This window comes from Microbacterium aquimaris (assembly GCF_039531285.1).
Lineage (GTDB): Bacteria > Actinomycetota > Actinomycetes > Actinomycetales > Microbacteriaceae > Microbacterium > Microbacterium aquimaris.
Window position 1 is genome coordinate 792,052 of record NZ_BAAAPT010000001.1, and the last position, 11,847, is coordinate 803,898.

The window sequence follows — 11,847 nt, forward strand, 5'->3', positions numbered from 1 at the left end:
ATGTTCACCTCGGCTGTTGCATGGTTAGTTAGTCCAGTAATGAACCAAGGGAGCACATGGTGATCGAAGAGGGCAGAGCACTGTTCCTGCAGATCGCGGAGAGCGTCGAGGACTCCATCGTCGAGGGCACTCTCCCCGAAGAGGGCAAAGCGCCCTCGACCAACGAGCTCGCCGCGTTCTACCGCATCAACCCCGCCACCGCCGCGAAAGGAGTGAACATGCTCGTCGACAAAGGGGTGCTCTACAAGCGCCGCGGCATCGGCATGTTCGTCGCCGCCGGAGCCCGTGAACAGCTCCTCGACGAACGGCGCACCGCCTTCGCCGACCGCTACGTCGAGCCGCTGCTGGTCGAGGCCCGCAAGCTCGGCCTCGGCGCCGAAGACATCAGCCGGCTCGTGCGCGAGCGGGCCGACACATCAGACCGCACCACCGAACCCGACCACACCGAGACAGAAGGAACCGCACGATGACCGCCGTAATCGAGGTGAACGACCTCACCAAGAGCTACCGCGACACCGTCGCGGTCGACGCGGTGAGCTTCGCGATCGAAAAAGACACCATCTACGGGCTGCTGGGCCGCAACGGCGCCGGCAAGACCACGGTGATGTCGATCCTGACCGCCCAGAACTTCGCCTCCTCGGGGGAGGTGAGCGTGTTCGGAGAAGACCCGTACGAGAACGCCCGCGTGCTGCGGCGTCTGTGCTTCGTCCGGGAGAGCCAGAGGTACCCCGACGACGCCACACCGCTGCACGCCTTCCGGTCGGCGAAGCTGTTCTTCCCGAACTGGAACCAGGAGTTGGCCGACGACTTGATCGTCGCGTTCCAGCTGCCGGTGAAACGCCGCATCAAGAAGCTCTCGCGTGGGCAGCTCTCGGCGGTCGGCGTCATCATCGGGCTCGCCTCGCGTGCCGAGATCACCTTCTTCGACGAGCCCTACCTCGGGCTGGATGCGGTGGCGCGGCAGATCTTCTACGACCGGCTCCTGGAGGACTACACCGAGCATCCGCGCACGATCGTGCTCTCGAGCCACCTGATCGACGAGGTCTCCAACCTCATCGAACGGGTGCTCGTGATCGATCAGGGCCGCATCCTCATGGACGAGAGCACCGATGATGTGCGCGACCGCGCCGCCAACATCGTGGGCGAAACCGCCGCCGTCGACGCCTTCGTCGCCGGACGCGAGGTGCTCCACCGCGAGAGCCTCGGCCGCGTGTCGAGCGTGACGGTGCTCGGCACCCTCACCGAGGCCGACCATCGGAGACTCGCCGACGCGGAGCTCGAAGTGGCCCCCGTCTCACTCCAGCAGCTCATCGTGCGCCTGACGCAGCACGCGTCCGGCGCCTCGGCCTCGGAGGTGTCGCGATGAACCGCACCCTGAACGTCATCCGCCTGCAGCTGGTGAACCGCCAGACGTACGTGTGGATCCCGCTGACCGTGCTGACCGGCGCGTTCGTCATCACGCTGGCCATCTACGCGCTGCTGAACAGCTCGGGGCTGCCCGGCCCCTTCTACGGCGGTGGCGCGCAGGCGCCGCTGTGGTACTTCCTGTTCGTCGGCATCCAGGCCCTGACCATGACCTTCCCGTTCTCACAGGCGCTGAGCATCACGCGCCGGGAGTTCTATCTCGGCACCCTCGCCACCGCGACGCTGACGGCGGTGCTGCTGGCGACGGTGTTCGTCATCGGCGGGTTCGTCGAAGTCGCCACCGGCGGGTGGGGCATGAACGGCTACTTCTTCCAGTTGCCCTGGATCTGGGAGACCGGCTGGTGGGCCGCGTGGCTGTTCTACTTCACCTTCACCGTGCTGATCTTCACGATCGGCTTCGCGTCGGCCACCCTCTACAAGCGCTTCGGCGCGATGTGGGTCGCACTGGTGTACATCGCGCTGGCCCTGGTGCTGGTCGCCGGAATGTGGCTGGTGGGCCGCCTCGATGCGTGGGCGGAGGTGTTCACGTGGTTCGCCACGCAGGGCGCCGTCGGACTCACCCTGTGGGGCCTGCTGGTGACCGCGCTGCTGGCGGCCGGATCGTTCCTGACGCTGCGTCGGGCCACGCCCTGACCCGAGAGCTCACCGACGGTCCTCCGGCGCCGATCCTCACCGGATCGGCGCCGGAGGCGATCTGTCAGCGGGCGTCGGCGGCGGCGGTGTGGTGACGGATGACCTCGGCCACGACGAAGTTGAACCACTTCTCGGCGAATGCGGGGTCGAGGTCAGCTTGTTCGGCCAGACGGCGCAGTCGGGCGACCTGCTGCTCCTCGCGGCTCGGATCCGACGCGGGCATGCCGTGATCGGCCTTGAGTTCACCGACCTGCTTGGTCGCGCGGAACCGCTCCGCGAGCACGAAGATGAGTGCCGCGTCGATGTTGTCGATCGTGGCGCGCAGTCGCAGCAGCGTCTGCTCGGGCGTCTCGGTCATGTCGTCCTCCTCGGCGCGGCGGGCGCTCACCAATAGAGTGTGAGCATGACCGAGGTTACCGACTCGCCCGACGACGCCGCGACGCCGCCCGCGACGCCCCCGCAGGAGAGCGAGCCGGCGCGCTGGTTCGGCCTCCGCAACCCCTTCGCCTTCGGGTTCTTCGCCGTGCTCGGCGGCCTCGTCGCGCTGGCGCTCGGGATCGCCGTGACCAACATCGTCACGGTCATCATCTACATCGCCTTCGCGCTGTTCGTCGCCCTCGGCCTCGACCCGGTCGTGCGCGCTCTCGAGCGCAAGAACGTGACACGGGTGTGGAGCATCGTGATCGTGTATTTCGGCTTCGCGATCGTCCTCGCCGGGGTGCTGCTGCTCGTGCTGCCGACCGTGGTCGAGCAGATCGCGCAGTTCGTGAAGGACCTGCCCACGCTGATCAACAACTTCATGAAGAGCGATCTCTTCCAGTGGGCCGAAAGCAACTTCGGCGACTCCCTCGGCGACATGCTCACCGAGGCGCAGAAGTTCGTCACCAACCCGAGCAACATCGCCGCGATCGGCGGAGGCGTCCTGCAGGCGGGTGTGACGATCGCCACGGCGATCTCCGGCGGCGTCATCGTGATCGTGCTGAGCCTGTACTTCCTCGCGTCACTGCCGATGATGAAGCAGGCCTTCTACCGCCTCGCTCCGGCGCGCAATCGGCCCGGCATCGCCGACCTCACCGAGCAGATCACCGACTCGGTCGGCGGATACCTCATGGGCATGGTGATCCTGGCGTTCTTCAACTCGATGTTCACGCTGATCATGTACATCGTGCTCGGCCTGCCCTTCCCGGCGCTGCTGGCGGTGACGGCCTTCTGCATCACGATCATCCCGCTGGTCGGACCGGTGCTGTTCTGGATCATCGGGTCGACCGTCGCCCTCTTCGCCGACCCGTTGCTCGCACTGATCTTCGCCGCCGCATACCTGCTGTACATGCAGATCGAGGCCTACGTGCTCACGCCGCGCGTCATGAACCGCACCATCTCGATCCCGGGATCCCTCGTGGTCATCGGCGCCCTCGTCGGCGGCACGCTTCTCGGCCTCCTCGGCGCCCTGGTGGCGATCCCCGTCACCGCCTCGATCCTGCTGATCATCAAGCAGGTGTTGATCCCCCGACAAGACGCGAAGGTCTCGTCGCGACGGCCCCCTTCCGGAGGGGCCTCGGATGGGGCAGGCTTCGAGGTGGAAAAGGAGCGTCATGAACCCCTCTGAGCCCACCCCTGCCGTCGCCGCCGCCCATCAACGTCTGCGGGCATCCCTGCCGTTCGACGACACCAGGGACTTCGAGCTGGCGGAGCGCGGCTTTCTGGGGACGATCGACCCCCTCGTCATCCGTGACACGGCCGGCGAGGTCGTCTGGGACGGACAGAGCTACACCTTCCTGACCGGCAATGCCCCGACCTCGGTCAACCCGAGCCTGTGGCGTCAATCGACGCTGGTCGCCAAGCACGGCCTCTACGAGGTCGTCGAGGGTATCTATCAGGTGCGCGGATTCGACCTGTCGAACATCTCCTTCGTGGAGGGCGACACGGGCGTCATCGTCATCGACCCGCTCATCTCCCCCGACACCGCGGCGGCCGCGCTCGCGCTCTACCGGCGGCATCGCGGCGACCGCCGGGTGGTCGCGGTGATCATCACCCACAGCCACATCGACCACTTCGGAGGGATCCTCGGCGTCACCACGAAGGAAGCCGTCGACGCGGGGGAGGTCGCGGTGATCGCCCCGGAGGGTTTCCTCGAGCATGCCGTCGCCGAGAACGTATATGCCGGAACAGCCATGGGCCGCCGAGCGGGATACATGTACGGCGCCGCGCTGGAACGCGGCGCGTACGGGCAGGTCGGAGCCGGTCTCGGTCAGACCACCTCGACGGGTTCCTCGGGAATCCTGCCACCCACGCTCGAGATCGCGACCACGGGCGAGGAGCACATCATCGACGGGGTCGAGATCGACTTCCAGATGGCACCGGGCACCGAGGCGCCGGCCGAGATGCACTTCTCTTTCCCGGGGTTTCGCGCCCTGTGCATGGCCGAGAACGCCACGCATACGCAGCACAACCTGCTGACCCTGCGGGGGGCCCTGGTCCGGGATCCCCACGTGTGGTCGCAGTACCTCACCGAGGCGATCGAGCGCTACGCCGAGACGACCGACGTCGTCTTCGCGTCGCACCACTGGCCGACGTGGGGCCGCGAGGAGATCGTCGACTACCTCTCGACCCAGCGCGATCTGTACGCCTACCTTCACGATCAGACGCTGCGGATGCTCAACGCCGGACTGACCGGTGCCGAGATCGCCGAGACGATCCAGCTTCCACCCTCCCTCGAGAACGCGTGGAACGCCCGCGGCTACTACGGCTCGGTCAGCCACAACGTCAAGGCCGTCTACCAGCGCTACATGGGGTGGTTCGACGGCAATCCCGCGCACCTGTGGCCGCATCCCCCCGCCGAGGAGGCCACCCGCTACATCGCTGCGATGGGCGGTGTCGACCGGGTCGTCGAGCTTGCGCAGACCGCCTACGACGACGGCGACTTCCGGTGGGCCGCGACCCTCCTCTCGCACGTCGTCTTCGCCGAGCCCGGCCACGAGGCCGGTCGCGCGCTGTACGCCGACACCCTCACCCAGCTCGGGTACGGAGCCGAGAACGGCACCTGGCGCAACTTCTTCCTCTCCGGGGCCAGCGAGCTCCGTCAGGGCAGCTTCGGCACGCCCACCAAGACCGACGCGCCGCTGATCATCGCTCAGCTGACCGCCGAGCAACTCCTCGACGCGTTCGCCGTGAAGGTCGACGGTCCACGTGCCTGGGATCTCGATCTCGTCACCGACGTGACCTTCACCGATCTCGGCCGCAGCTTCCGGGTGACGCTGCGCAACGGCGTGCTGATCTACATCGAGAAGGAACCGGCCGCCGACGCGGCGCTGCACCTCTCGCTGACCAAGGCCCGCATGATCGCCCTCGCCGCCGGCGACATGACCTCTCCCGGGTTGCTGATCGACGGTGACGCGGGCGTGTTGGAGGCGCTGTTCTCGGTTCTCGACCCGGGCGACCCCGACTTCGACATCGTGCTGCCGTAGGGGGCACGTAGCCCGACTGTCACCATCGCGCGCCCATGCATCGGGGCTCGCGGCGTCAGCGGACGGGGAGCAGATGCGTCGGCGAGGGCACCGTCGTGCGGTGCCGGATGCGTCCGGGCACCCCGGTGCGCGGGTCGAGCGTCGAGGAGACGACCTCGTGCGAGCGCTCGCCCTCCACCAGCAGCGTGTCGCGCACCACGATGTGGTGGCGCGGCCACGCCACCCCCGTCTCCACCAGAGCCGCCGGCTCGAGCGCGTCACCCCCGCCGCGCACGCGGAGGACCGCCATCGTGTCGCTACCGCGCAGGCCCGCGTAGACGAACGACCCATCGCGGCCGAGGGCGATCTCGGCTCCGGTGTCACCCGGCAGGGCCCCGAGCGGCACGCCGCCGAGGACGCGCCACGATCCGGTCGCATCCGGGGCGAGCACGAACACCTCGCCCGAGAACTCCGTCACGACGTAGAGGTGCCCGCTCGGGTGCCACGCGGTGTGACGCGGACCGCAGCCGCGGGGAAGCGCCACTTGTTGATGTGCGCGCAGTCGCCCCTCGACGGGGCGCCAGATGCGCACCAGGTCGAGTCCGAGATCGGTGGTCACCACGGTGCCATCCGCGAGATACCGCGCCTCGTGGGCGCGCGAGGGACGCGAAACAGGGTCTTCACCGGCGTCCTCCGCCGCTGCGCCGAGCACCTGGGCGCGGATCGCGTCGAAGTCCGGCTCGGCGTCGTACGGGTCGGATGCGGCGGGTGCGCGGCGCGGGTCGGACGGACGTCCGTCGGCGTCGAGCATCATCCGCACCACGCCGCCGTCGCCCCAACAGGACGCCAACAACTCGCGGCCATCGGGCGCCACAGCCACATGGCAGGTCGCCTCGCCCGCCGGTACCGGGTCTCCCAGCGGTGCGAGGGTCGACTCCCCCGTCCGGGTGTACGCCTGCACTGCGCCGGTCTTCTCGAGCGTCGCGTAGATGACGTCCCGAGTGGGATGCGCGGCCAACCAAGACGGCGAGTCGGCGGCGACCACCTCGCCGCCGAACCCGAGCGCACCGTCGACGAAGGCGGAGTCGGACGAGCCGGCCTGGAGCATTCCGATGCCGGTGGCCTGGCCACCCATGTCGGCGGTGTAGCCGCCGGTGAACAACCGCATGGGTCCGCGCGTCAGATCAGGTCGTGCCGGACGAGGACCGCATCGCGGGCCGGTCCGACGCCGATCACCGAGATCCGGGTGCCGCTCATCGCTTCCAGCGCGAGCACGTAGTCCTGCGCGTTCTGGGGCAGATCCTCGAAGCTGCGCGCTCCCGAGATGTCCTCCTGCCAGCCGGGGAAGTACTCGAGGATCGGCTTGGCGTGGTGGAAATCGGTCTGGTTCACGGGGACCTCGTCGAACCGCTTCCCGTCGACGTCGTATGCGACGCAGACCGGGATCCGCTCGAGGCCGGTGAGGATGTCGAGCTTGGTCAGCACGAGATCGGTGATGCCGTTGATGCGCGTGGCGTAGCGCGTGATGGGCGCGTCGTACCAGCCCACCCGACGCGGGCGACCGGTGGTGGTGCCGAACTCGAAACCGCGTGACCGCAGGAAGTCGCCGTTCTCGTCGAACAGCTCCGTCGGGAACGGGCCGGAACCCACCCGGGTCGTGTAGGCCTTCACGATGCCGACGATGCGGTCCAGGCGTCCCGGGCCGACGCCCGACCCCGTCGATGCGCCACCGGCGGTCGCCGACGACGAGGTCACGAACGGGTAGGTGCCGTGGTCGACGTCGAGCATTGTGGCCTGCCCACCCTCGAAGACGACGACCTCGTCGCGCTTCAGGGCCTCGTCGAGCAGAAGACCGGTGTCGGCGACCATCGGACGCAGCCGCTCCGCATACGACAGCAGCTCCTCCACGACCTCGTCGCACGTGATCGCGCGGCGGTTGAAGACCTTCACCAGCAGGTGGTTCTTCTGGTCGAGGGCACCCTCGACCTTCTGGCGCAGGATGTTCTCGTCGAACAGGTCCTGCACCCGGATGCCGACGCGGTTGATCTTGTCGGCGTATGCCGGGCCGATGCCGCGCCCGGTGGTACCGATCTGACGCTTGCCGAGGAAGCGCTCGGTGACCTTGTCGAGAGTGCGGTGGTAGTGCGTGATGATGTGCGCGTTCGCGCTGACCTTCAAGCGCGAGGTGTCCAGCCCGCGCGCCTGCAGGGCGGTGAGCTCATCGAACAGCACCTCGAGGTCCACCACGACGCCGTTGCCGATCACGGCGTTCACGCCGGGCGAGAGGATGCCCGAGGGCAGCAGGTGCAGCGCGTACTTCTCGTTGCCGATGACGACGGTGTGGCCGGCGTTGTTGCCGCCGTTGAACTTCACGACCCAGTCGGTGCGGTCACCGAGCAGATCGGTGGCCTTGCCTTTGCCCTCGTCGCCCCACTGGACGCCGACGATCACGATGCCTGGCATGGGAGAGCCCCCTCGAATGGCGGTCCGACGCCGCACGACGCCGGCAGGACGCGCACCCCGGTGCCGACCGTCCCGTCCCAGTCTAGCCAGCGCGTCGATCGTCCCCCGCGGCGGTCCGCCGATCCCGACGGCGGACCACGATGAACTGCGCGGTGGCGATGGAGGCGGCCACTGCGACGGCCACCACGACCGTCACCGGGTCGTGCCGCACCTTGAGAACCGTGAAGGGGATGAGGATCGCCGTATCCAGCAGGATCGTCGCCGTCGGCAACCACGGCTTCGCCTCCAGCTTCGAGCGAAGCCGCCGGAGGACACCCCACTGCACCACGACATCCATCGTCAGGTAGAGGAAGACGCCCATCGAGGCGATCTGCGACAGGTCCAGGAACGCGGTGGTCACGATCGCGAGTCCCGCGGTGATGAGCATCGGCTGATGCGGCACCGACTTCAGGAGAGACGGGGCCTGCCCCATGTCCTGCAGCATCGCGTACAGGCGTGAGACGGAGTAGAGGCTCGCCAACAGACCCGAGAGCGTCGCGATCACGGCGACGGCGACCGTGATGCCCACACCCCACGGACCGAAGAGCGGTTCGGCCGCCTCCGCGAGCGAGTAGTCCTGCGCCTGCCGAGCGCCCTCGGCTCCGATCGAGGACTTCACCGAAAGGGTGATCAGCAGGTACAGCACCGCGCAGATCAGGATCGAGACGATGATCGAACGCCCGATGTTCTTCTCCGGATCGCGCAGGTCGGCGCCCTGGTTGGTGATCGTGGTGAAACCCTTGTACGCGAGCACGCACAGCGTCGTGCCCGCCAACAGGCCCATGATGTCGGGCGAATCACCCGACGCCTCGGCGAGGAATCCGTTGCCCGAGAGCGCCGCTCCGATCAGCCCGGCGACGGCGAGAACCGCGATACCGACGATCTTCAGCACCGCGGTGATCGTCGCCGAACCCTCGACGAGGCGGTTCCCCACGAGGTTGACCGCCGCTGCTGCCACGATCGCGACGATACCGAGCACCGGCACGAGCACGACGGAGTCCTGGAGGCCGAACGGTCGCAACAGGTACGTGCCGAAGGTTCGGGCGAGCAGGCTCTCGGCGACCACCATCGACACGTACATGAACAAGGAGAACGTTCCGGCGACCACCGCCGGCCCGTAGGCGTCCTTCAGCAACATGGCGATGCCGCCCGATGACGGATTGACTCTCGAGTAGCGGATGTAGGAGAAGGAACTCACCCCCGCCACCACAGCCCCGAGCAGGAACGCCACCGGGAACCACTCCCCCGCGAACCCGGCGACCTGCCCGACAAGGGCGAAAATACCCGCCCCGATCATCACACCGGTCCCGAGCGAGATCGATCCGGCCAGCGTCAGTCGGCTCTCCTGCGCCATGTGCCTTCCTTCCCTCTGACGGTCCCGCGCCACGGTACAAACGCGCCGGATGTGCGTCACGGGCGTTGCCGACATGTCCGGTGTGCGATAAGCACGAGTCGGCGCGGTCGGGAATACCGGGGCCACCCGCCGCATTACCCCTCAGGGCGGTCGATGTGCCGTCAGCCCCCATTCGCGAGAGAATCGTCCTCCACCATGACTGAGTCCCCCCACGCCCTCTGGCGCGAACAACGCGCTCGCGCCGTCACCGGACCCACCGGCAACCTCGCCCTCGTCGAAACCCGCTGGACCGGCGCGCAGCGCCCTGACATCGACGCCGAGCGCGCCGCTGCGGCGCCCTCGGTCACGATCACGGAGCTGTCGCGCACCTCGATCGAGACCGGGGAGCCTGAGTACGGCCTGCGTCGGTGGGATGCAGGGTCCGCCGCGATCCGCGCGTTCGAGCGCATCGACACATTCGCGTACGACCCGGAGTGGGTCCTCGAAGGACGCTTCACCCCGGTGGACGGAGACGGTGAGGGTTCTGCGCGAACCGTGCCGTTCGAGCACATCCGCGACAACGGCGGCACACGTGACCTCGTCGTGCCCGGCGACATCCACATCACCATCGGCGGCGAGGAGTTCACCGTCGCCGCCTTCGACGACGGTGGCACTCTGCTGCTGGTCTTCGGCGACCGCACCAACGGCTCCGAGACCTACGCCCCGGGCCGCTTCCTGTTCGTGCCCCGCGACGCCGCCATGGGCGGCGAACCCGGTCCCGTGGTGCTCGACTTCAACCGCGCCTTCGTCCCGCCCTGCGGGTTCTCGGCGCAGTTCAACTGCCCCCTGCCCCCGGCCTCCAACCGGTTCCCCTTCCGGATCCCGGCCGGTGAGAAGAACGTCGTCTTCCGCGACGGCTTCGACATCTACGCGGCCTGAGCCGCGCCTGCCCCCGCCCACCCCGCATCCACAGCACCGGAGCATCCGAATGAGAAACCCCCTGCGCCCGAAGAAGTCACTGATCGTCCTGTCCGCCGTCGCCGCCTCGGCACTCGTCCTTGCCGGTTGCAGTGCCGGGGGCGACGCCGGAGACGCCGCATCGGAGGACGCCACCATCTACGTCGGCTCGCTCTACGAGCCCCAGAACCTCAGCAACACGCAGGGCGGTGGCCAGGGCGTCACCGAAGCTCTGAACGGCAACGTCTACGAGGGACTGTTCCGCCTCACCGACGACGGTGACGTCGAGCCGCTGCTGGCGGAGTCGTCCGAGCTGAGCGAGGACGGCCTCACCTACACGATCACCCTGCGCGAAGGGGTGCAGTTCCACTCCGGAGCGCCGCTGACCTCGGCCGACGTCAAGGCGAGCGTGGAGGCGGTCATCGCCGAGGACTCCCAGTCGGCCCGCAAGTCGAGCTTCGGTCCCATCGCCGAGATCAGCACCCCCGACGAGCAGACGGTCGTGTTCGACCTCTCCGAGCGGTCGATCTCGTTCCTCTACAACCTCACCTACGTGTGGATCACCGGCCCCGACGCGAGCGTCGACACCACCGACGGCACCGGGCCCTACACCCTCGACGAGTGGCGCCAAGGCTCCACCCTGACGCTGCTGCGCTGGGACGACTACTGGGGCGAGGCTGCGTCCAACGCCGAGGTCGTCTTCACGTACTTCACCGACGCGACCGCGGAGAACAACGCGCTACTCAGCGGCGAGGTCGACCTGGTCACCAGCATCCAGAACCCCGACTCGCTCGCGCAGTTCGAGGACAACGACGACTTCACCGTCAGCGAGGGCACCTCCACCACCAAGGAGCTGCTCGCCTTCAACGATCGCGTCGCGCCGTTCGACGACGCGCTCGTGCGCAAGGCCGTCTACTCCGCGATCGATACCGAGCAGCTGCTCACCTCGATCTGGGGCGACTACGGCACCCTCATCGGCTCGATGGTCCCGCCGACCGATCCCTGGTACGTCGACCTCACCGACGTGAACCCCTACGACCCGGAGCTGTCGCAGGAGCTGCTGGAGGCCGCCGGCTACCCCGACGGGTTCACCTTCACCCTGGACACGCCGAACTACGACCCCCACCCCGTCGTGGCGGAGTTCCTGCAGGCGCAGCTGGCCGAGGTCGGCATCACCGTCGAGATCAACACGATCAGCGCCGACGAGTGGTACACGAAGATCTTCGCCGAACGCGACTTCGAGGCCACGCTCCAGGAACACGTCAACGACCGCGACGTGGTCTGGTACGGAAACCCCGACTTCTACTGGGGCTACGACAACTCCGACGTGCAGCAGTGGGTCGCCGAGGCCGAGCAAGCCGAGACCGTCGAACAGCAGACCGAACTGCTCGTCGAGGTCAACCGTCAGATCGCCGAAGACGCCGCAAGCGTGTGGCTGTACCTGTACCCGCAGATCGTCGTCGCCGACAGCGACCTGTCCGGATACCCCGTCAACGGCCTGAATTCGCAGTTCTTCGTCTACGACATCGTCAAGGACTGACCCGCTCGCCGGGG

Annotated in this window: 11 protein-coding genes; 7 read left to right on the forward strand and 4 right to left on the reverse strand. The window is 67.8% G+C overall.

Annotated features, from left to right (window positions below; translation table 11 throughout):
• The first annotated feature begins 59 nt into the window (after positions 1-59).
• Genes ABD204_RS03705 through ABD204_RS03715 form a run of 3 tightly spaced genes read left to right on the forward strand, consistent with a single transcriptional unit; the run spans position 60 to position 2,058 of the window.
• Positions 60-470 carry a GntR family transcriptional regulator gene (locus ABD204_RS03705; RefSeq protein ID WP_194424221.1) on the forward strand — a complete coding sequence of 137 codons (411 nt, stop codon included), beginning with the start codon at positions 60-62 and terminating at the stop codon, positions 468-470.
• Complete coding sequence (locus ABD204_RS03710; RefSeq protein ID WP_194423332.1) at positions 467-1,366, forward strand: ABC transporter ATP-binding protein; 900 nt, start codon at positions 467-469, stop codon at positions 1,364-1,366. The genes ABD204_RS03705 and ABD204_RS03710 overlap by 4 nt, the downstream gene beginning before the upstream one ends.
• Positions 1,363-2,058, forward strand: coding sequence for a hypothetical protein (locus tag ABD204_RS03715; protein WP_194423333.1), 696 nt, complete (start codon positions 1,363-1,365; stop codon positions 2,056-2,058). The genes ABD204_RS03710 and ABD204_RS03715 overlap by 4 nt, the downstream gene beginning before the upstream one ends.
• Positions 2,059-2,122: 64 nt before the next feature.
• Here ABD204_RS03715 and ABD204_RS03720 read toward each other — a convergent pair whose 3' ends face one another.
• Positions 2,123-2,416, reverse strand: coding sequence for a chorismate mutase (locus ABD204_RS03720; protein ID WP_194424222.1), 294 nt, complete (start codon positions 2,414-2,416; stop codon positions 2,123-2,125).
• Positions 2,417-2,461: 45 nt separating this feature from the next.
• Between ABD204_RS03720 and ABD204_RS03725 the strand changes: the two genes are divergently transcribed.
• Positions 2,462-3,664, forward strand: coding sequence for an AI-2E family transporter (locus ABD204_RS03725; RefSeq protein WP_194423334.1), 1,203 nt, complete (start codon positions 2,462-2,464; stop codon positions 3,662-3,664).
• A complete protein-coding gene (locus tag ABD204_RS03730) occupies positions 3,651-5,522 on the forward strand; it encodes an alkyl/aryl-sulfatase (protein WP_194423335.1) in 1,872 nt (623 codons plus the stop codon). Before ABD204_RS03725 ends, ABD204_RS03730 begins: the two co-directional genes overlap by 14 nt.
• Positions 5,523-5,577: 55 nt before the next feature.
• Here the strand turns inward: ABD204_RS03730 and ABD204_RS03735 are convergent, their stop codons facing one another.
• The 3 genes from ABD204_RS03735 to ABD204_RS03745 all read right to left on the reverse strand — a co-directional run bounded on the left by ABD204_RS03735 (position 5,578) and on the right by ABD204_RS03745 (position 9,357).
• Positions 5,578-6,669 carry a lactonase family protein gene (locus ABD204_RS03735; protein ID WP_194423336.1) on the reverse strand — a complete coding sequence of 364 codons (1,092 nt, stop codon included), beginning with the start codon at positions 6,667-6,669 and terminating at the stop codon, positions 5,578-5,580.
• Between the two features lie 11 nt (positions 6,670-6,680).
• Positions 6,681-7,964, reverse strand: a complete 1,284-nt coding sequence (locus tag ABD204_RS03740) for an adenylosuccinate synthase (RefSeq protein ID WP_194423337.1) — start codon at positions 7,962-7,964, stop codon at positions 6,681-6,683.
• 82 nt (positions 7,965-8,046) lie between these two features.
• Positions 8,047-9,357, reverse strand: coding sequence for an APC family permease (locus tag ABD204_RS03745; protein WP_194423338.1), 1,311 nt, complete (start codon positions 9,355-9,357; stop codon positions 8,047-8,049).
• A 195-nt stretch (positions 9,358-9,552) separates the two neighbouring features.
• Between ABD204_RS03745 and ABD204_RS03750 the strand changes: the two genes are divergently transcribed.
• Positions 9,553-10,275, forward strand: a complete 723-nt coding sequence (locus ABD204_RS03750; RefSeq protein WP_194423339.1) for a DUF1684 domain-containing protein — start codon at positions 9,553-9,555, stop codon at positions 10,273-10,275.
• 49 nt (positions 10,276-10,324) lie between these two features.
• Complete coding sequence (locus ABD204_RS03755; protein ID WP_194423340.1) at positions 10,325-11,833, forward strand: ABC transporter substrate-binding protein; 1,509 nt, start codon at positions 10,325-10,327, stop codon at positions 11,831-11,833.
• The last annotated feature ends 14 nt before the right edge of the window (positions 11,834-11,847 follow it).

Bases quoted from the DNA above. Each gene is read 5' to 3' on its own strand.
- ABD204_RS03730 (WP_194423335.1), top strand. From the start codon at position 3,651: ATGAACCCCTCTGAGCCCACCCCTGCCGTCGCCGCCGCCCATCAACGT.
- ABD204_RS03725 (WP_194423334.1), top strand. From the start codon at position 2,462: ATGACCGAGGTTACCGACTCGCCCGACGACGCCGCGACGCCGCCCGCG.
- ABD204_RS03720 (WP_194424222.1), bottom strand. From the start codon at position 2,416: ATGACCGAGACGCCCGAGCAGACGCTGCTGCGACTGCGCGCCACGATC.
- ABD204_RS03755 (WP_194423340.1), top strand. From the start codon at position 10,325: ATGAGAAACCCCCTGCGCCCGAAGAAGTCACTGATCGTCCTGTCCGCC.
- ABD204_RS03750 (WP_194423339.1), top strand. From the start codon at position 9,553: ATGACTGAGTCCCCCCACGCCCTCTGGCGCGAACAACGCGCTCGCGCC.
- ABD204_RS03735 (WP_194423336.1), bottom strand. From the start codon at position 6,669: ATGCGGTTGTTCACCGGCGGCTACACCGCCGACATGGGTGGCCAGGCC.
- ABD204_RS03745 (WP_194423338.1), bottom strand. From the start codon at position 9,357: ATGGCGCAGGAGAGCCGACTGACGCTGGCCGGATCGATCTCGCTCGGG.
- ABD204_RS03715 (WP_194423333.1), top strand. From the start codon at position 1,363: ATGAACCGCACCCTGAACGTCATCCGCCTGCAGCTGGTGAACCGCCAG.
- ABD204_RS03740 (WP_194423337.1), bottom strand. From the start codon at position 7,964: ATGCCAGGCATCGTGATCGTCGGCGTCCAGTGGGGCGACGAGGGCAAA.
- ABD204_RS03710 (WP_194423332.1), top strand. From the start codon at position 467: ATGACCGCCGTAATCGAGGTGAACGACCTCACCAAGAGCTACCGCGAC.